Source organism: Streptomyces sp. D2-8, assembly GCF_023184515.1.
In the GTDB taxonomy this organism is placed as follows: domain Bacteria; phylum Actinomycetota; class Actinomycetes; order Streptomycetales; family Streptomycetaceae; genus Streptomyces.
Genome location: NZ_JAAHBP010000021.1, coordinates 1 through 20,186 on the forward strand (window position 1 = coordinate 1; position 20,186 = coordinate 20,186).

General features: G+C 69.3%; 14 protein-coding genes and 2 pseudogenes. 9 read left to right on the forward strand and 7 right to left on the reverse strand.

Annotation, left to right across the window (positions count from 1 at the left end):
- A partial coding sequence (locus G3I77_RS30455; protein ID WP_248508638.1) for a heparan-alpha-glucosaminide N-acetyltransferase domain-containing protein occupies positions 1-403 on the reverse strand: 403 nt, incomplete at its 3' end.
- 141 nt (positions 404-544) lie between these two features.
- Positions 545-1,072: a hypothetical protein gene (locus G3I77_RS30460; RefSeq protein ID WP_248508639.1), complete on the reverse strand. Its 528-nt coding sequence runs from the start codon at positions 1,070-1,072 to the stop codon at positions 545-547.
- Between the two features lie 258 nt (positions 1,073-1,330).
- Between G3I77_RS30460 and G3I77_RS40950 the strand changes: the two genes are divergently transcribed.
- Both G3I77_RS40950 and G3I77_RS30470 read left to right on the forward strand, forming a co-directional pair.
- Positions 1,331-1,609 (forward strand): glycoside hydrolase family 2 TIM barrel-domain containing protein, encoded by a 279-nt coding sequence (locus G3I77_RS40950; protein WP_248508640.1) that lies wholly within the window; start codon positions 1,331-1,333, stop codon positions 1,607-1,609.
- A gap of 183 nt (positions 1,610-1,792) precedes the next feature.
- A complete protein-coding gene (locus tag G3I77_RS30470) occupies positions 1,793-2,803 on the forward strand; it encodes a hypothetical protein (RefSeq protein WP_248508641.1) in 1,011 nt (336 codons plus the stop codon).
- A gap of 347 nt (positions 2,804-3,150) precedes the next feature.
- Here the strand turns inward: G3I77_RS30470 and G3I77_RS30475 are convergent, their stop codons facing one another.
- From G3I77_RS30475 to G3I77_RS30490, 4 genes and pseudogenes are all read right to left on the reverse strand, one after another.
- On the reverse strand, positions 3,151-4,257 hold the full coding sequence (locus G3I77_RS30475) for a ricin-type beta-trefoil lectin domain protein (RefSeq protein ID WP_282574160.1): 1,107 nt from the start codon (positions 4,255-4,257) through the stop codon (positions 3,151-3,153).
- 29 nt (positions 4,258-4,286) lie between these two features.
- Positions 4,287-4,466 (reverse strand): hypothetical protein, encoded by a 180-nt coding sequence (locus G3I77_RS41305; RefSeq protein WP_374387485.1) that lies wholly within the window; start codon positions 4,464-4,466, stop codon positions 4,287-4,289.
- A gap of 54 nt (positions 4,467-4,520) precedes the next feature.
- Complete coding sequence (locus tag G3I77_RS30485; RefSeq protein WP_248508645.1) at positions 4,521-6,734, reverse strand: sialidase family protein; 2,214 nt, start codon at positions 6,732-6,734, stop codon at positions 4,521-4,523.
- A gap of 101 nt (positions 6,735-6,835) precedes the next feature.
- Positions 6,836-7,003: pseudogene (locus G3I77_RS30490) on the reverse strand (carbohydrate ABC transporter permease); the annotation flags it as partial.
- A 590-nt stretch (positions 7,004-7,593) separates the two neighbouring features.
- On the opposite strand from G3I77_RS30490, the pseudogene G3I77_RS30495 reads away from it, so the two are divergent.
- A pseudogene (locus G3I77_RS30495) lies at positions 7,594-7,942 on the forward strand (sugar hydrolase); the annotation flags it as partial.
- Positions 7,943-8,760: 818 nt separating this feature from the next.
- On the opposite strand, the gene G3I77_RS30500 reads toward G3I77_RS30495, so the two are convergent.
- On the reverse strand, positions 8,761-11,412 hold the full coding sequence (locus tag G3I77_RS30500) for an RICIN domain-containing protein (protein WP_248508647.1): 2,652 nt from the start codon (positions 11,410-11,412) through the stop codon (positions 8,761-8,763).
- A gap of 666 nt (positions 11,413-12,078) precedes the next feature.
- Between G3I77_RS30500 and G3I77_RS30505 the strand changes: the two genes are divergently transcribed.
- The 6 genes from G3I77_RS30505 to G3I77_RS30530 all read left to right on the forward strand — a co-directional run bounded on the left by G3I77_RS30505 (position 12,079) and on the right by G3I77_RS30530 (position 20,147).
- The gene (locus tag G3I77_RS30505) at positions 12,079-13,137 is read left to right on the forward strand and encodes a LacI family DNA-binding transcriptional regulator (protein ID WP_248508649.1); all 1,059 of its coding nucleotides are present in this window, start codon (positions 12,079-12,081) and stop codon (positions 13,135-13,137) included.
- A 178-nt stretch (positions 13,138-13,315) separates the two neighbouring features.
- Positions 13,316-14,560 carry an extracellular solute-binding protein gene (locus tag G3I77_RS30510; protein WP_248508652.1) on the forward strand — a complete coding sequence of 415 codons (1,245 nt, stop codon included), beginning with the start codon at positions 13,316-13,318 and terminating at the stop codon, positions 14,558-14,560.
- Between the two features lie 30 nt (positions 14,561-14,590).
- Entirely contained in the window at positions 14,591-15,580 is a 990-nt protein-coding gene (locus G3I77_RS30515) for a carbohydrate ABC transporter permease (RefSeq protein WP_248508653.1), read from the forward strand.
- Positions 15,577-16,434: a carbohydrate ABC transporter permease gene (locus G3I77_RS30520; protein ID WP_248508654.1), complete on the forward strand. Its 858-nt coding sequence runs from the start codon at positions 15,577-15,579 to the stop codon at positions 16,432-16,434. The genes G3I77_RS30515 and G3I77_RS30520 overlap by 4 nt, the downstream gene beginning before the upstream one ends.
- A gap of 48 nt (positions 16,435-16,482) precedes the next feature.
- Complete coding sequence (locus tag G3I77_RS30525; protein WP_248508655.1) at positions 16,483-18,219, forward strand: amylo-alpha-1,6-glucosidase; 1,737 nt, start codon at positions 16,483-16,485, stop codon at positions 18,217-18,219.
- Positions 18,220-18,356: 137 nt separating this feature from the next.
- Positions 18,357-20,147 (forward strand): RICIN domain-containing protein, encoded by a 1,791-nt coding sequence (locus G3I77_RS30530; RefSeq protein WP_248508656.1) that lies wholly within the window; start codon positions 18,357-18,359, stop codon positions 20,145-20,147.
- Positions 20,148-20,186: the final 39 nt, after the last annotated feature.

Here is a 20,186-nt window from a genome sequence, read left to right on the forward strand (position 1 = left end):
CCCCGTACTCCATCGCCAGCACGGTGCCCAGGGCCAGCAGGATCACGGCGCGGATCGCGATGCGGGCCTTCGCCTGCCGGCCCGCCAGGCCGGTCTTCGGCTCTCGGCGGCCGGCGATCAGCATCAGCGAGAACCCGGCGAGGGTGGCGAACAGGGCCGACGAGCGCCCCTCGGCCAGAAAGTACACCCAGCTGCCGACGCTGTCCCCGGCTGACTCCATCGGGGCGATGTGCACGATGTACATGCCGAACACCGCCAGCGCGCGGGCCAGATCCAACCCGACCAGGCGTCCCATCGAGGGACCGCCCGAGACCTGCCCGGCGGAATCGGACGAGGTTCTCGGCCCTGGAGGCGAGTTCTCCTGCGGAGCCGATGTCTCCTGCGGCGGCTTGATCTGTGTCATGCGCAGAATCCTTCGGTGCCGTCAGGAGACGGACCATCCGGCAGGCTTCGGTAACACCCCCGCCGACCGGCCGGGACCACCCCGCCGACCGGCGGAACAGCGCCGCGTCGGCCGGCCGGCAGGCCCGGACAGTCAACTGCCCTACTTGATGACGGCGTTGGCCACCACGACCGCAAGCCCGAGCAACGCGTCCACTGTGCCGATCTTCAAGGCGGAGCCCCACGTGCGACCGGCAGCGCGGGCCGCGAGCAGGCCCCAGGCGAACAGCAGCACCACGTTCACGGCGAAGGCCACGTACTCGATGCCCGCCGAGGGCCACCACCCCCAGGCCGCTCCGAGCAGCAGGAGCAGTGTCGGCGCCGTCGCCACCACCAACGGCCACTCGGACAGCAACAGCCGCACCGCGGCGCGCACACCGTGATGGGTCCGGTCGCCGCGCAGGGCGATCAGATGTGCGTAACCGTGCGCCAAGGCCGATGCGACGGCCGTGACCAGGAGCCACTGGGCACTGATGAACCGCTCGGCGGGCGCCGTCTCACCCTGCTCCGTCAGGGCGGCCACCATGGAGCTGGCCAGGACCGCGCCGTACACGCCCCCGAACAGCACATGGGGCCGCGCCGCACAGCGGCGCAGAGCACGGACAGGCTGACGCAGGTACAAGCGGGGCATGGCTGGGTGATCCTCGAACGGTACGGACATCGACTGTGGCCCGCAGACTCGAGCGGGCCCACGGACCGATCCCACCGGACGAGAACCGCCGACACCATCCGCCGAGCCTCGCCCACCCGCCCGCCGACAGGCCGGAGTGCCCCCCCGAGCGGGTGGAACCAGCCTGCCGGGCGCAGCAGCCGCACCGTCGCGCGCCGTGCCGACGTACTGTCGACAGCAGGCGATCACCGTACGAGAACGTGGACGCCCCGCTGCGGGGTGCACGAGGTCGCGCTCCGCGTCGGCGACCGCACCGTCCACCGCGTCGAGGAGAGATTCGGCTTCCGCACCGTCGAAGTGCGCCCCGGCGACGGCGTGTACGTCAACGGCGTCAAGATCCTCCTCAAAGGCGCCAACCGGCACACCATCTGGCCCACGTCCGGCCGGGCGACCAGCGCGCGCATCAGCCACAAGGACATCCTCCTGATGCAGGAGATGAACATGAACGCGGTCCGGATGTCCCACTACCCGCCGGACCGCCCTCGACAACGACGATGAACATGAACGCGGTCCGGATGTCCCACTACCCGCCGGACCGCCCTCGACAACGACTACGCCCGCCACGACCCCCAGCGGCGCACCGTTCTCCACCCCTGGGCGAACTTCGGCGGGATCAACACTGACCACTACGAGACGCACGACAGCACGCGCCGTATCCTCCAGGAACAGGGCGACGTCTTCATGCCCACCGAGTTCCTCCACGGCCTATACGACGGCGGCGCCGGCGCGGGGCTCGACGACTACTGGAAGCTGATGGGCCATGAACGGCTCTCCGCCGGCGGCTTCCTGTGGTCACTGGTCGACGAGGGCATCGTGCGCGACGACCTCGACGGCACCATCGATGTGGCGGGCAACGCCGCACCCGACGGCATCCTCGGCCCCTTCCGCGAGAAGGAGGCCGGCTTCTACACGATCAAGGACATCTGGTCCCCCGTACAACTCGCCGAACAAGAGCGGTTCACCTACCGACCCATCCCGCCTGACGCACGGGCCGACGGCAACGGCTACACGGTGCAGGCCGAGTACTCCGGCGTCCTGCGCCACGTCCGGTGGCGTCTGCACCCCAGCGGCTGGCTGCAGTTGGACTACCGCTACGACCTCACCGGCGAGCACCACCTGTTCGGCGTCGGCTTCGACCATCCCGAATCGCGAGTGACCGGCGTGACATGGCTCGGCCACTGGCCCCACAGGGTGTGGAAGAACCGGCTGTGCGGCGTCGCGACGGACGTCTGGACGAAGCAGCACAACGACACCGCGACCGGTGCCGACGGCTGGGTGTACCCGGAGTTCAAGGGCTACCACGCGGGCGTCCGCTGGGCGTCCCTGCACACCACCGCCGGACGCATCACCATGGTCTCCGAGGACGAGAACCTCTACCTTCGCCTCTTCACCCCCCGGTTCGGCCCGACCCTCGCCATACCGCGCCGCCTTCCCGAAGGGAGACCTGTCGTTCCTCGACGCCATCCCGGCCGTCGGCACCAAGTTCGACGCACCGTCCGCGCTCGGCCCCAGCGGCGGCCCCACCACGGCGACGGGCGACTACGGTCGAACCCTGTACTTCTCGTTCTCCCAGTAGCGCCTCCACCCCCTCGCCGACGCCGCACCATGCGGGCCGGGCCCCTGCCGACCGGCGCTGCACACAGGTGCTCGACCTCACTTTCCCGAGGCGTGCGCCTGCTCCCACGACCGTGACGGCCAGTGCCGATATGCGCCTGGTTCGCCGAGGAGGAGCGCGGCGGACTGGTCTTCCTCTGCGCGAGGGTGCCCTATCGGCGCATCTCCTTCGCCCTCCCGGACGGCTTCCGCTTCTACGAACTTCGTCGCACCGGACACACCCTGACGACCCGCTCGCCCGCGCCCTCAGTAACACGATGGTCCAAGCGCGCCGAGATCGACTCTGCGCACAGTCGTACGTTGCTTGTCCTCGCTGTCCTGCCATGTATGAGCCGACCGCAGCCGTTGCCGTCCCCAGCGGGACCCGGCACCGGTGTCCTCCCGGGATCTGAGCCAGGACAGGCCCAGATCCTCGGGCGCGGGGTTCATCCGGCGGTCAGAGCGGTCCACCTTTGGTTGGAGCCGCCGTTGCAGTCCCACAGCACGAGCTGCGTGCCGTCGGTCGTGGAGGAGCCCGGAACATCGAGGCAGCGGCCGGAGGCGGGGTTGCGGTAGCCGCCGTTGTAGGGCTGCCAGACCTGGTTGGCGCCGCCGTGGCAGGCCCAGGTCTGCACCTTGGTGCCGTTGGCGGTGGCCCCGCCGGCGGCGTCGAGGCACTTGCCCAGGGAGCGCAGGGTGCCGTCGGTGTAGGCGGACCAGTACTGGTTGGCACTGTCGCCGCAGCTCCACGTCTGAACGGCGGTCCCGTCGGTGGTGTTGGCGCCGTTGACGTCCATGCACTTGCCGGCGATGCCGGACTGCACACGGGAGGGCGCGGGGGCGGGGTTCTTCAGCCACCCGGCGCTGTCCGCCGACTGGACGCCACGGTGGAAGGCGTCGGCCATCTTCTGGTAGCCCGAGTCGTTGGGATGCAGGGGGTCGGCCAGGTCGGCCGTGGTCAGGCTGCTCATGTCGACGAATGCGACGTGTTTGCCCGTGGCCTGTGCGTCGCTGACGATTTGGCGGATGGCCTGGTTGTACGTGCCCCGCCACTGCTCCTCCGAGCTGCTGGTGGACACGACCAGGGAGGCGACGAGGACGGTCGCATCGGGGACGTCGGCGGTGATCTGGTTGACCAGCGACCTCAGCCGGGCGATGGCGCTGTCGACCTCGGAGGCCCCTTGGAGGTCGTTGGTGCCGATGTGCAGCGTCACGACGTTGGGCCGGTAGCGGGTCAGTGAGGCGTCGGCGAGTGCGGCGATCTGGTCGATCCGGTATCCGGAGTGGCCTTCGTTGTCGGGGTCGGACATCGACCCGCCCCGCACCGTGCCGACGAAGTCCAGCGGATGGCCGTCCGCCGCAAGCTGGTTCCACAGCGGACCCCGGTAACCGTTGCCCGTACTGCTTCCCACGCCCCAGGTGATCGAGTCGCCCAACGGCATGACCCGCAAAGGCGTGTCGGAGGCGGCGGAGGCAGGGGCCACACCTGCCGCTGTCCCCCCGAGCGCGGTGGCGACAAGCGTGATCAGGGGTAGAATCCAAGATTTTCTCATGCAGTTTCCTCTGTTCTGCGAGTGATTGCTCAATCAGCGGGGCTGATCGCCGCCCGTCCGTACCAGGGTGTGATGCGTGACGACGCCCCTCTCGGCTTCCGGCTCTCCGAACACGTGCAGCCGGCCCATCCAGGGCGGGGCGATCGAGGTGGGGTGCCGAGGACCACGCCGATGCCGCCTGCCTGCATCAGCTCCGTGGGCCTGCCCAGCCAGCCGAACTCCCGTGCGCCTGGGTGAGGTTCGAGCTTCGCCCAGGTCGGGTATCAGGCGGGCTCCCCGTACTGCACTCCGCGTCCGTTGGTGGAGACGTAGACCCGGCCGTACACGCGCGGGTCACCGGTGATGGCGGCTCCGGTCCAGCCCCACTGGTGCTGGTCGTCGTTGATCCGCGTCCAGGTCTTGGCCTCATCGTCGGAGCGGTGGATGGCGTTGAAGCTCTCGACGGCGCCGACCATGTAGATCGACGGGTAGGAAGCGCCCCTGGCGGCCTTGCCGAAGCCCAGGGTATGTGCGGCGTGGCAGCTGCTGACCTTGGCGAAGGTCGCACCTGCGTCGGTCGAGCGGTACAGCCCGTTCGCCTTGAGGCTGAGCCACAGGTCGCCGGTGCGGCCCGGAGCAGCCGTCAGCTGGAACTCGCTGTCGCCCGTGCTCAGGCCGGTGGCCCGCGCGATGAAGGTCCGGCCGCTGTCGGTGCTGGCGAACACCGTGCCGGTCGTGGTGTCGAAGGCGTAGAAGCGGGTCGGATCGACGGGGTCCGCGATCGGGGCGGCACCCTTCGGGAAGGAGGCGACCTCGGACCAGGTGGCGCCGTTGTCGGCCGAGCGGTATCCGGGGTTCGCCGTGCCGAAGGACCACAGCAGCACGCTGCCGTCGGCGTTGGTGGCGATCGGCCCCGGCGCGTCCTTGGCGATGGCGGGCTGCGCCCCGAAGGGGGCCCAGGTCTTGCCGCCGTCGAGCGAGTAGGCGCCGTTGGCGTCGTTGCTCCAGCCCGCCCGGACCACGTACGACGGCTTGGCCGCGGCCAGCGACAGGCCGGTGGAGGTGCCGAACACCGGGTTCGACGCCATGCCGCGCGAGGGCGACGCCGTGAGCCGCTCGTGGTACATCACACCGATGTCCCCGGACCCGCTGAGCAGGTGCGCCTCACCGGTCGGAGGCGAGACCAGCTGGCGGATGGACGCCTCCTCCAGGCCGCGGATCTGCGGGGCCCAGCGCTTGAGGTCGCGGGTGCCGTAGAGGGTCGCGCCGGTGCCGTAGACGACGTGCTGGGAGTCGTACGGGTCGAGGGCGAGGGCCTGGATCCACCAGCCGAACTTGACCTTGTCCCCGCCCCACTTGAGGTAGGGGGTTTCGGAGACGTCGAAGACGGCCCTGTCCTTCAGGGACGTCCAGGTGCGCCCGCCGTTCGTGGAGCGGAAGACGGTGTCGATCTCGGCCCACCGGTTGTTCGTGGAGACGACGAGCGTGCCGGGGCGGCGGGCGTCGACGGCGATGCCGCCGTAGCCGAAGGTGTCGGTCGACCCGTCCGTCGCGGTTCCGCCCGGCTTCACCGGGGTGACCTCGGTCCACTTGCCGTTGGCGGTACGCAGTTTGTGGACGCTGCCGTCGGACTGGCCGTTGGGTCCGGGGGCGTTGGCGTACGTCACGTACAGCTCGCGCGTGTGGCGGTCGTAGGCGGCGCGGATCGGCACCTTGGCCGCAGTGCCGGTGGGCTGCCCGGGGACGGCCTGCCAGGTCGTGCCGTCGCAGGTGCGGTACAGGTTGGGCCGGTCGGCGGTGCCGTCGGAGTCGCCCCAGCCGGCGTAGACGGCACGACCCCCGGCGACGAGGAGCGTGACGCCCTGGCCGGTGGCGCTGGGGGCCGCCGGGAAGCTCACGGCCTGCCAACTGGCGCCCCGGTCGGTCGACTTGAGCAGCCCGTCATGCCGGGTACCCAGCCACAGCGTGTCACTGTCACGCGGATCGACGAGCAGCCGCTCCCCCGCACCCCGCCCGTCCTCGTTGCCGCCCAGCTTCACGGTCAGGTCGGTGCGCTTCCAGGTGGCGCCGCGGTCCTCGGAGCGCAGCACGGCCCCGTTGCCGGCCCACGACTGCGTGTACGCGCCGAGGGCGAGGTACAGCCGGTTCGGGTGGGCCGGGTCGACGGCCATGGCCTCGACGCCGAGGAGGTTCCAGTCGTCCCAGCCGAGGTGATCGGTCAGCGGGGTCCAGCGGCCGGTACGGTCGTCCCAGCGGTAGGCGCCGCCGATGTCCGTGCGGGCGTAGGCGAGGCCGCGACAGGACGGGTGGAAGAGGATGCCGGTGACGAATCCGGTGCCGCCCTGGACGGCGTTGCGCCAGCGGTAGGCGGGGGCGGCAGTCTCGGCGCCGTTACCGGCGGCCTGCGCACGTCCCTGGAGGACCGGCAGGGTGGCGACCGCGGCGGTGGCAGCGGTCCCGGCGAGCACAGCTCTTCTGCTGAGATGGAACGTGCGCATGACATACCTCTTTCTTGTGCAGGACAAAGGGGAAGGTGACGCCCTCAGGGGCGCGGGGCGATATCGCTGTGCGGCTCCGCCGCGTGGGGGGGGCGAGGGCGTCAACCCTTGATCGCCCCGGTGAGCATGCCCTTCTTGAAATGCCGCTGGACAAACGGAGAAGCAACCGCGACGGGAATCAGCGCGAGAACCATGACAGCCATCTGCAACCCCAGCGCGGAGAGTTCGCCGGTATGGACCGCCTGCTGGAGGCCCCTCGGGGCCTCGGTGCTCCAGTTGAAGATCAGGAGCAGGACGGTGACGGGTAGGGTCACCAGGATGAGCGTGCGGTCGCGGTGCAGCCGGATCCGCCAGGGCACCTTGCCCGCCTCGCCGGCCTTGTTCATCTTGCGCGGCACCCGGTCCGACCCGCCGCAGGCGGCGAGCAGCGGCATCCCGCCGGCCCCCGCTGCGGCGACCGCCGTGGATGCGAGGAAGCTTCTCCGGCTCGGTCCTGAGGGCATGGAGGCGACGTTCGGCGTCATTGCGTCAACCCTTCATGGCGCACCCGGACACCCGGCGGTGGGCCGTCGGCTGCGGTGCGTGACGTGAACCAGCTGAGCTGAAAGCAGACATCCCATCACTATCGACACAGGACTCAGTCGAAGCGCTTCGATGTTGCTGTGAGGTTAAGTGAACGCCCATGGGCGCACAAGGGTCGCTTCAAAGATTCCTCCGAGGCGCCAGAGGAGGTTCTCCATGTTCTCTGCTTGATGAACGGTGTTGATCTCTTGACACCCTCCTGGTGCCCTGGCGCCCTGGCGTGCGTCGAAGCGCTTCGAAAGCACTCTGAACTCCACCCCAAGGGAATCCCACGTGTCTGCACACACGGGCGCACACACCACCGCCGTTCCGCGATCACAACTGACGTTCGCGAAGCGCATCGACGGCCTTCTGGCGCGGCACCCTCGGACGAAAAGATGGGATGCCTGCATCCGTTCACGCCCGCCGTCGAGCGCCTGGGTATCGCGGCCTCGCACGCCACACCGGCCCAGGAGGCCCTGCATCGCGTCGCCTGGATGGGCCAGGCCACCGTTTTCGCCCAGGCGGTCGGCCTCGGTGCGACCTGGAACACCGATCTCGTACGGTGGGTCGGCGAGGCCGTCTCCACGGAGACCCGCGCGATGCGCGCCCGCGACGACCGGGTGGGCCTGAAGTTCAGGTCCCCGAAGACACGCTCGGTCGATCTCTTCGTGGGTGACGGTCCGGTACTGGTAGTGCTCACGCTCTTGCAGGATACGGCCGAGCCCCACGGCTTCGCCGATCGAGCGCTCCCGTTGTCGGGGACCAGTGTGCAGGACGTCCGCCTCGGACTGCGTGGTCCGGTGCGGGGTAGGTAGGCGCCGAGTGGCACAGCCCCGCGTGCTGGCCGGCCGTCGGCGAGGCCGGCCAGTTCGAGGCGGACCGTCACCGTCGCGCCGCCCGCCGTGCGCAGCACCCGTTGAGGGCGGGTGCTCCCCACCTTGGTCAGGTTGCCGGCCGCCAGCGGTGCGAATTGTTCCCCGCCACGAACGCCAACTACAAGATTCCCAATAAGAAGAGTGCCAAGGCGATCGATGTCTCAGGTGCGTCGACGTCCGCCGGAGCCAACGTCATCCAGCGGAAACGGCTACTACGAGGTCCGCTCGGACCGACGGTTTGCTCTGCGCCAGTCGCCATCCGTCCGTCCCACCAGTACTGGTGGGACGGAAACGGCGCCTTCAAGAAGAGCAACGCGGAGCTCCGACGACGGTTTCCGCGCTGGGCTGCCTGATACGAGTGTCCATCCACCACGTGGCACTGCGCCCGCCACCAGGAGGAGCAGCGATGCTCGACCACAGGAGACAATCCGGCTTGCGTGCATGCCCTCGTGCACGCGGTGGTGAGTGGGAGCGGTCCGTGTTGAACGCCCTGCCGGTGAAGTGACGCGGCCCACGCCTCCGCGAGGGTCCTCAGCCATGGCGGGGCCGCGGGCCGTTGTGCCTGCGGCCCCGCACGGGCATCGGGGTCAGGACGGGTCGCCGTACTGGAGGCCGCGTCCGTTGGTGCCGACGTAGACGCGGCCGTAGGTGTCGGGGTCGCCGGTGATGACGCCGGTGCCGCCGATGGCTCCCCACTGGTGGGCGTCGTCGTTGACGCGGAGCCAGGTGGCGCCCTTGTCGGTGGAGCGGAAGACTCCGGTGACGTCCTTGACGGTGCCGATCAGGTACAGGGCCTGATACCCGGCGCCCGGCGCGGCCTTGCCGAAGCCGAGGGCGGAGGCGGACTGCACTGTCTTGAGCGTGGTGAAGGTCCGGCCGCCGTCGGTGGAGTGCAGCAGCCCCTTTCCACCGCCGGAGATCCACAGGTCTCCGGCGATGCCCGGGACGGCCGTGAGCCGGCCGGAGGGCAGGTCGGTGGCGCGGGCGGTGAAGGTCGCGCCACCGTCGGTGCTGGCGTAGAGCGTGCCGCCGGCCAGTGAGTAGAAGGTCCTGGCCGAGGAGCGGTCGGCGACGACCACGGCGCCGGTGCCCAGGCCGCCGACCCTCGACCAGCTCGATCCCTGGTCGGTCGAGCGGTACGGGGCCTGACCGGCCTGCGTCCAGACGATGGTGGAGCCGTCCGCCGCGAGCGCGATACGGCCGTCCTGGGCACCGGCCACCGGCTCTGCCTTGAAGCCGTTCCAGCTGCTGCCGCCGTCGGTGGAGTAGGCGCCGTCCTGTGCGCCGCCCCGGCCGACGCGGACCATCATCGCGGGCTTGGACTGGGCGAAGTCGATGTCGGTGCTGTTGGTCATCATCGGGTTCTTCAGCCGCCCGGAGGGCACCTTGGTCAGGGACTCGTGCCGGAAGCCGCCCTGGTCGCCCATGGCGGTGATGACGGTGGCGCCGCCGGGCGGGGCGATCGCGTCCAGCAGCGCGGTCTCCTCCAGCCCTCGGGCGCCCATGCTCCAGTGACTGGTACCGCCGCTGTCGGAGGCATTGGCGTCCTTGCTGCGCAGGATGCCGTTGCCGGTGCCGTACAGCACGTGCCCGGAGTCGAAGGGATCGATGGCCAGGGCGGTCATCCAGTGCCCGGTGTGGGTGCCGACGTAAGGAGCGGCGGAGGCGCTGCGCTTCGACTTGTCGGCCAGTGCCTTCCAGGTCGTGCCGCCGTCGGTGGTCCGGTAGATCTCGTCCTCCGGCCACCAGCGGCCGAGGGTGGTGACCATCACCGTGGAGGGCTTGCGCGGGTCGACGGCCAGACCGGAGAACCCGTAGTTGCCCCTGGACGGGGAGACGTCCTTCCACGTCGCGCCGGCCGGCGTGTACTTCCACACCGAGCCCCCCGTCACGCCGTTGGGTCCGAGGGCGTTGGTGTACGTCAGGTACAGCGAGCCGTCACCGGAGAGCACCCCGTGCTGCGGCATCTGGCCGGTGGGCTGCCCGGAGACGTCCTGCCAGCTGCTGCCGCCGTCGGTGGAGCGGTACAGGGAGGTGGACTTGTCGCCGACGCCGACGTAGATCGTCTTGCTGCCGGCCGGGCCGTACGTCACGAAGGAGACGCCCGCCCCGCTGCTCGCCCCGTCCTTGACCGGGAACGAGGAGACCTGACGCCATGTCACACCGTGGTCGGTGCTGCGCCACAGGCCGTTCTTGCGGCTGCCCAGCAGCAGGTTGCGGTTGTCCGCGGGGTCGACCGCCAGTCGTTCGCCCGCGCCGCGGCCGTCCTCGTTGCCGCCCACCTTGAACGGCAGATCGGTGCGCTGGAAGGTGCGGCCCCGGTCGGTGGAGCGCAGGATCGCGCCGTTGCCCGCCCAGTCATTGGTGTAGGTGCCCGCCATGAGGTAGAGCCGCTTGGCATCGACGGGGTCGGTGGCCACCGCATCGATGCCCAGCAGGTTCCAGTCCTTCTCGCCGACCCAGTCGGTCAGCGGGATCCACTGCTCGGCCCCGGTGTCCCAGCGGTAGGCGCCGCCCATGTCGGTACGCGCGTACAGCAGGCCCTTCTCCCGCTGGTTGAACACCAGACCGGTGACGTAACCGCCGCCCACCACCTGGGCGTTCCTCCACGCATACGGTCCGGCCTTGGCGGTGGCGTGTGTGCCGCCGGTCCCAGACGCCTGGGTCTCGGCCACCCTCACCAGCTTCCACTGCTGGTTGGTGCTGCCCCGGCTCGGATACTGGATGACCGCCGCGCCCTGGGCCGCGGAGCCCCCGGAGACGTCCAGGACCTGGCCGCTCCTGCGGGAGGTGAAGGCGACGGCGTCGGAACCGCTCACCGCGTCGATCCTCCACTCCTGCGAGGTGGAGGAACTGTCGGTCTGCTGCTCGGCGGCGGCCCCCTGAGCGCTGGAATTGCCGGCTATGCCCAGCACTTTGCCGCTGTTGCGGTTCACCAGCTCGTAGTAGCCGTCCCCGGTGGACTTCAGCTTCCACTGCTGGTTGGCGGTGTTCTGGTCGGTCCACTGCTGGATGCGGGTGCCGTCGGCGGTGGAGAAGCTGTTGACGTCCAGCACCTTGCCGCTGCGCACGGAGACCAGCCGGTAGTAGGCATCGCCGTCGACCGTCGCGGCCTGTGAGTCCTCCTGCGCGTACAGGAGATACGGCACGACGATGGCGGGCACGCCGAGCAGCAGACCCGTGGCGGTCCAGCGACGGCGGTGACGCCCGCGGCGCCCGCCGTTCGTGGGGTTGTTCATGGGGAGGTGTTCTCCTTGCATGCTGTTCAACAGTGGAAAACCGGATCCGGGCACCGGAACTGGCCGGATCCGCTTCCCTGTGGTCACAGGCTGCGCAAAGGGTTGCCGCGAGCCGGGAACTTTTTCAGATCACCTCGTGGCGCGGCAGGAGGTGTTCAGCGACTGGGTGCGGCCGCGCCCTTGGCGTCGACGGCGGTGGCCCGGAAGGACCCCGAGCCGGACGTCCTGGGCCGCCCCAGTCACCGACCGAGCGCGTAACGAGAACCGAACTCGCGCTCTCAGCTTGGGAAGCGACGGCGCTTGCGGAGCCGGACGGCTTTTGCCCTGGACCGGCCGGTGAGTTCACTCCTGACACGATGCGATCTCCAGGTGCGGGCATGCCCCTGGCGCCTGGTGGGCAACGCGCGCTGTTCTGTCTGGTGGGCAACACACGCCGTTCTGGCTGGCGGGGGCGGCGAGTGTGGACGGTGGCCGCGGGTTCGCGCGTACTGGTTTGCGATGTGTTTCATGAGGTTTGCGAGAGGTATTGACACCCGCACGGTCGGCTCCTACCTTTCCTTCACGCGAACCGGTTCGACGCCGGATTTGAGCGCCACTCCCACCTCTGCAGCTGACCGGCCGCCTTCTCCTCTTGGAAGTAGCGAACCGGTTCGATGAAGGAGTCTCGTGAACATCGGTGAGATTGCCAGGCGGGCCGGTGTCTCGCGGAGCACCGTGTCGTATGCGCTGAGCGGCAAGCGTCCGGTGTCGGACGAGACCCGCGAGAAGATCCAGCGGGTCATCGACGTTTTGGGCTACCGGCCCAACGCGAGCGCACGTGCTCTGGCCAACGGCCGGACCAGCACCATCGCTCTGGTCTTCCCGCCGGCCGGCGCTCACTACACCGGCATGCAACTCGATTTCATCGGCAGCGTGGTCGAAGCCGCGGCCGCCTATGACTATGACGTACTGCTCTCCCCGAGCGGCGTGGACAGCGACCGCTCGTTCCAGCGGCTGCTGGGGGAACGGCGAGTCGACGGCGCGATCCTGATGGAGATCAGGCTTCAGGACGACCGGGTCGACCACCTCCTTGCCGAGGGCTTTCCCGCCGTCTGCATCGGCCGCACCTCGCGGCCGGAGAGCGGCTGGTGGGTGGGCCTGGACCACACGGCGCTAGCGGCGGCCTGTGTCCACCACCTCGCGGACCTGGGCCACGACAGGGTCGCCTTCGTCAACCGGCCCGAGCGGCTGCTGCGCGCCGGGTACGAGTCCGCGCACCGGGGGCTGGACGGCTTCACCAAGGCCGCCGCCGAGCGTGGGCTCACCGTCCGCACGTACAACTGTGAGGACGACGCACCGTCGGGTCAGGCCTGCCTGGAGCGGATCCTGTACGACGATCCCGACACCACGGCCCTCGTCACGTTGAACGAGGCCGCGCTCGGAGGTCTCTACCGGGGCTTGGCCCACGCGGGCCGCCATGTGCCGCGCGACTTCTCCGTCACCGGTGTCGTGGCCGCCCGGTGGGCCGAGACGGTGACCCCGCAGCTGACGGCGGCCGACGTGCCGGCGTCGCAGATGGGGCACCTGGCCGTCGAACTGCTCGTCGAGCGGCTCGACCACCCTGACGCGCCACCTCGCCACCAACTGCTCGCCCCGCCGATTTCGCTCCGCGCCAGCACCGGCCCCGCAGGCCCCCGCCCTCCGGGGGACACGCGCGGGATCCCAGACGCCGACTCGACCGCCTGACAGGCCGCCCTCCGCATCCCCTGTGGATCGGGAGCCCTGCTCCTCCTCCTTCACCTCCCGTCCCGTCACCGTTCAACCAGGCGCTCCGCGACTCTGCGGCGCCGTTCAGCCTGCCCTGCTCTGCCATCCGTCCACCTCCGCTGGCATGCCCATGCCTGACACGCGCAAGGAACGCCCGATGAACAGATCCACCAGGCACCGTCTCACCGCCACCGCCATGACCGTCGTCGCCCTCACCACCGTCACCACCGCATGCTCCTCCGGCGATGGCACCACGTCCGCGAGGGCGACAGACGGCGGCAGCTACACCATCTGGGACCCCTACCCGCAGTTCGCCAAGGGCTCGGACTGGGTGAAGCTGCTGGAGGACTGCGGCAGCGCGGCCGGGGTCGAGGTCAAGCGGACGGCCTTCGACACCAGCGACCTGACGAACAAGGCGCTGCTGGCAGCCCAGCAGGACAACTCCCCGGACGTGCTCATCCTCGACAACCCGGTGGTGTCGACGCTCGCCGAGGCGGGTGTGCTCACCACGACCGACGAGAACAAGGTGGACACCTCGAAGGTGGACCCCAACCTGCTCGCGGCCGGCCAGTCGGGCGGCAAGACCCACGGCACACCCATCGGCGCCAACACCCTCGCCCTCTACTACAACAAGGACATCCTCAAGGCCGCGGGCGTGGACATCGCCTCGGTCAAGGACTGGAAGTCGCTGACTGCGGCGCTGGCGAAGGTCAAGAAGGCCGGCAAGAAGGGCATCACCTTCTCCGCGATCGGCACGGAAGAGGGCAGCTTCCAGTTCCTGCCGTGGTTCTGGGGCTCGGGTGCGAAGCTGACCGAACTCGACTCCGCCCAGGGTGTGGCGGCCGTGTCCTTGTGGAGCGACTGGCTGAAGAAGGGCTACGCGCCCAACTCAGTCATCACCAACACCCAGACCACCAGCTGGCAGGAGTTCGCGAGCGGCGACTACGCCTTCGCCGAGAACGGCACCTGGCAGCTCGCCAACGCCGAGAAGGCCGGCTTCGACTACGGAATCCTGCCCATCCCCGGCGCGGACGGAGGAAACGCCGCTGCCCCGACAGGCGGTGAGTTCGTCACCGTCCCGGTCCAGAGCGACACCGGCCGCTACGCCACCTCGCAGAAGCTGGTCTCCTGCCTGACCAGCACCGAGAACCTGTACGACACCGACACCACCCTGTCCTACGTGGCCCCCACCAGCGAGGTGCAGGAGAAGCAGGTCGCGGAGAACGCCGAGCTGAAGCCCTGGGTCGAGGCGGTCAAGGCGGCCAGGGGACGCACCAGCGACGACCTGGGCACCAAGTACCCCAAGATCTCGGAGCAGATGTGGAAGGCGGTCCAGTCCGCCCTCAGCGGGTCCAAGTCGCCGAAGGACGCGCTTGCCGCAGCACAGGACGCCGTCAAGTAACCGTCGAGCAACCGCCTACGGGGCTCCCTGATGAATCGCACGACACCCCTGCCGGACCGCCGGCCGGTGCGTGACCGGAAGGGGGCGGCAGCCACCGCCGCCCCGCCCCCGGCCCACGCCGCCGACTGGCGCCGTCGTCCCACTTCCCAGCAGTGGGCCGCTTGGGCGTTCCTCGCCCCGGTCACCGTCTACCTCGCCCTCTTCTACGCCTATCCGCTCTACCGCAACATCGACCTGAGCCTGCGGCACTACACGGTCCGCTCCTTCGTCCAGGGGAACGCGCCCTTCACGGGCCTTGAGAACTACCTGACCGTCCTCGACGACCCGACCTTCACCCCGGCCCTCCTGCATACTGCGGTCTTCACCGTCGTCTGCCTGGCCTTCCAGTACGCCATCGGTCTGGCCCTCGCGGTCTTCTTCAACCAGCACTTCCGGTTGTCGGCGACCTTGCGGGCCCTGTTCCTGGTTCCGTGGCTGCTGCCGCTGATCGTGTCGGCGTCCACTTGGTCGTGGATGCTCAACAGCGACTCCGGTGTCGTCAACGCGGCTTTGCAGGCAGTCGGTATCGGTCCGGTGAACTGGCTGACCTCTCCAGAGTGGTCGCTGACGTCGGTGATCCTCGCGAACATCTGGATCGGCGTCCCCTTCAACCTGGTCGTGCTCTACAGCGGTCTCCAGGCCATCCCCCACAGCCTCTACGAAGCGGCCGCCCTCGACGGCGCGAGCGCCTGGCGACGCTTCTGGAGCGTCACCTTCCCGCTGCTGCGCCCCGTGTCCGCCATCACCCTGCTGCTGGGCCTGGTCTACACGCTCAAGGTCTTCGACATCATCTGGATCATGACCAAGGGCGGCCCGGCCGACTCGTCCACCACCTTCGCCACCTGGTCCTACCGGCTCGGCTTCGGCAACCTGCTGCCCGCCTTCGGCCCGGGCGCGGCCGTAGGCAACCTGCTCGTCGCCGCGGCCCTGGTCTTCGGTCTGGTGTACCTGAAGGTCCAGCGAAAGCAGTACGCCTCATGACCAGCCTCCAGACCACCCCGGCCACCTGCCGCCCGAGACGCGGACGAACCACCTGGTGGAAGACGGCAACGGGCCTGATGTTCACCGCCGTCATGCTCTTCCCGGTCTACTGGATGCTCAACGTGTCCTTCACCCGCGACCAGGACATGCGCAAGTCACCGCCCGACCTCTTCCCCGTCCACGGCACCCTCGACGGCTACCGCGCCGTCCTCGACCAGCAACTGCCCTACCTCGGCACCAGCCTGGTCATCGGTCTGGGCACGGTCGTGCTGACCGTGGCGCTGGCGGCGCCCGCCGGCTACGCGCTGGCGAAACTCCGCCCCCGCGGCGGGGGCCTGCTCAGTTTCCTCTTCCTGGTGGCCCAGATGATCCCCGGGATCATCATGGCGATGGGCTTCTACGCCATCTACCTCCAGCTCGGCCTGCTCCAGTCCGTCCCCGGCCTGATCGTCGCCGACTCCACCCTGGCCGTCCCCTTCGCGGTCCTGATCTTCACCGCGTTCATGTCCGGCATCCCCGGCGAACTCCTCCAGGCCGCGCAGATGGATGGAGCCGGGCCCCTGCGCACCTTCCGGTCCGTGGTGCTGCCGATGAGCCGCAACTCGATCGTCACCGTCTCGCTGTTCGCGTTCCTGTGGTCCTGGTCCGACTTCGTCTTCGCCAGCACCCTCGCGAACGGCGGCGCCCACGAGCCGATCACTCTCGGCATCTACCACTACATCGGCAACAACAACCAGGAGTGGAACGCCATCATGGCCACCGCCGTCGTGGCCTCGCTGCCGGCCACGGTGATCCTCGTCCTCGCCCAGCGCTACGTCGCCGCCGGCGTGACGGCCGGAGCCGTCAAGGACTGACCACTTCATCACCGCCGGTCCCCCTGCTGAAGAAACGAGTACCACGTGATGACCGCCGCCCGATCCGGCCCGGCCTTCTCCGTCCACGACATCCCGTTCAGCACGCACGGATCATGGTTCGGCATCTCGCCCGTGCTCGCGGAGAAGGCACGTGCCGAGGACCTCCACCTCGTCTCGCACCAGAACGGCATGCACGCCGTCCTGCGCTTCACGCCCCTCGACGCGAGGACGGGCGAGCGCGCGGGGACCCGCGTCGAGGCGACTCCGGGTCTGCTCCGCTGGGCCGGTGAGCAAGGGCACGTCGCCCTCGCCTACGCCTCACCGGACGCCGTCCGCCTGCGCGGCGAAGGACTCGGCCTGCGCATCAACGCGGCGGCGGACGCCCTGACCCCCTTCACGGGCACCTACTTCTACCGCGACCCGGTGGACGGGGCGTACGTGTTCACCTCGTACGAGACCGGGCGCCGCTATCGCATCACCGTGCTGTCGGGCACGGTCGCCGAGATATCCGGCAGTCAGGCCCTCGGTAGCGGTGAACGCGGCGTCACCCTCACCGCGGCCCCCGGCGGAGGCTGGGAAGCGGCCGTCGAGGAGCTGGACAGCGCACGCCTGCCCTACACGTCTTCGGAGACGTTCGACGATGTCGTGGCCACCGCGGAGCAGGCCTTCGCCGCCTTCGCCGACGCGGTGGCCCCCTGGCGCTCGTCGGCCACGCCCGCCGCCGAACTCGCCGCATACGTCCTGTGGTCGGCAACGGTCCGCCCGGCGGAGCTGGTCACCCGTCCCGCGGTGCTGATGTCCAAGCACTGGATGGACAAAGTGTGGAGCTGGGACCACTGTTTCAACGCCCTCGCCCTGGCCCCCGGTGCCCCCTCCCTGGCCTGGGACCAGTTCTCCCTGCCCTTCGACCACCAGGACGAGACCGGCGCCCTTCCCGACTCGGTGACCCACTCCGAGGTCCTCTACAACTTCGTCAAACCGCCCATTCACGGCTGGGCCCTGTCCCACCTGCGCAGACGGCTCCCCGCCCCCCTCAGCCGCACTGAACTCGCCGAGATCTACCGCAGATTGGCACAGTGGACGGACTTCTGGCTCACCGCCCGCCGCGCCCCGGGCGCCGCCCTGCCCCACTACCAGCACGGCAACGACAGCGGCTGGGACAACGCCACCACCTTCGATCCCGAGCGCGTGGTCGTCACCGCCGACCTGGTCTCCTTCCTGGTGCTCCAGCTGCGCGAACTGTCCGTCCTGGCTGCCGAACTGAGCCTTCCCGACGAGGCCCGCCGCTGGTCCCGTACCGCCGAGGCGACCCAGGCCGCGATGCTCGACGAGCTGTGGACGGGAGAGCGGTTCGTGGCCCGTGGTGTCGACTCCGCCGCGACCTGGGGCAGCTCCAGCCTGCTGGACCTGATGCCGATGGCACTGGGCGAGCACCTGCCCGAGCACATCGGCAAAACCCTGGCCGCCCGGATCGAGACCCACCTGACCGCGTACGGCCTGGCCACCGAACTGCCCACCTCACCCCACTACCTCTCCGACGGCTACTGGCGCGGCCCGATCTGGGCACCCGCCACCGTCCTCATCGAGGACGGCCTGCGGCGCGCCGGCCACCACCGCCTCGCCGACGAGATCAGCGCCCGCTTCCGCTCCCTGTGCGAAACCCACGGCTTCGCCGAGAACTTCGACGCCCTCACCGGCACGGGCCTGCGCGACCGCGCCTACACCTGGACCGCCAGCAGCTACCTCCTGCTGGCCGAGGCACACGCACACCGAGACAGCCGCTGACCGGCCGTCTCCCCACAGCACCGGGGACGTTCCCCGACCCCGGCCACCCACCCCGCTCACACAGGAGCCGCAGCATGAAATCCCGCTGGACACTTCCCAGACCCGCAACCCGCACCCGACGCCGAGCGACCTCGTCCGTGGCCGTCCTCCTGGCCGCCCTGGCCGCGGCCTTGGTGCCCGCCGGCCCGTCACAGGCCGCAGACACCAGCGTCACCGTCGATTTCGCGACCACCAAAGGCACCCCCACCTACCGCGCCTCGGGCATGATCTACGGGCTGACCGCCGACGGGTCGCTGCCGCAGGACCACTTCTTCAAAGACATCAAGTGGCAGTTCATGCGGGCCGGCGGCGCGCAGCTCAACGGTGGCGGCTACGCCACCAGCCTCGCCGACTACCAGACCCGCTGGCAGGCCACCCTCGCCCAGTACCAGCGCACCGTCGCCCTCGGCGGCACGTTCGTCATGCTGCCGCACGACCTGTGGGGCGCCGACGGCACCACCAGCCAGCCCTTCCCCGGCGACAATGGCGACTGGACGCGGTTCGACAACTTCGTCAACCAGGTCATCTCCGACGTCAAGGCCAACAACATGACGGTGCAGTGGGACCTGTGGAACGAGCCGGACCTGAGCGGCTTCTGGGACCGGCCCCAAAGCCAGTACCTGCAGATGTGGTCGCGGTTCCACGCCGCCGTGCGAGCCAACCTCCCCGGGCAGCTCATCGTCGGCCCCAGCACGGCGAACACGCCAACCTCCTCCAACACCTGGTGGACCACGTACCTGAACCACATCAAGGCCAACAACGTCGCTCCCGACATCTACAGCTGGCACGCCATCCCACACGACCCCGTCCAGGCCGTCAGCAACGCCAACTCGACCCTCGCCGCCGCGGGCCTGACCAACACCCGCCCTTACCAGATCAACGAGTACGCCGGACGCGAGCAGCAGCACCCCGGTGGCGGCGGCTGGTTCATCAGCCGCCTGGAGCGGGCCGGCGCCGACGGCATGCGCGCCAACTGGGGATGGGGCCCCAACCTGCACGACTACGCGGCCAACCTGCTCACCAAGAACGACTCCGGCCAGTACCTGCCGCTCGGCGAGTGGTTCATGTACCGCTACTACGGCTCCCAGACCGGAAGCATCGTCAACCTCACGCCCGGTACGAACACCGACGGGCTGGCGACGAAGGACAACACGGCTCGCAACGCGAAGATCCTGCTGGGCAGCAACGGCAACACCGGCAACGTCACCGTCGGCCTCAACCGCCTCGACACCACCTCGGTGGTGGAGAACAGCCGGGTGCGCGCGATCGTCCAGCGCATACCGAACAACAGCGGCGGCGCGGTGACGGGTCCGGTGACGGTCTCCGACCAGACCCTGACCGTGAGCAACAACTCGGCTTCGGTGAGCGTGCCGTGGACGGACGCCGCGGACGGCTACACCGTCACGCTGCTGCCGCCGTCGAACACGACCGTCTCCACGGTCGCGGTGGTACAGCACAGTGGTCAGTGCCTGGACGACACCAATCTCAGCACGGCGGACGGTACGCAGTACCAGCAGTACTACTGCGAGGGCGGCTACCAGCAGATGCTGGACTTCAAGCCGGTCGCCGGCCGGGCGAACACCTACACCATCGTGAATGAGCACAGTGGTAAGTGCCTGGACGTCTCGGGCGCTTCCACGGCCGACGGTGCCGCCGTCATCCAGTGGACCTGCAGCGGCAGCACGAACCAGATGTTCACCCTCAACCCCGTGACCGCGCTCGGCAACAGCAAGGACTACCAGCTGGCCGCCGTCCACAGCGGCAAGTGCGTCGACGTCAGCGGGATCTCGACCGACCCCGGCGCGAAGATCCACCAGTGGACCTGCGACCCGGCGACCGACCTGACCTGGAAGAAGAACCAGATCTGGCGCCTGCAGGGCATGAGCTGACCCGCGTTCCTCCCATGGGGTCTCCCAGCACCGGCAGGA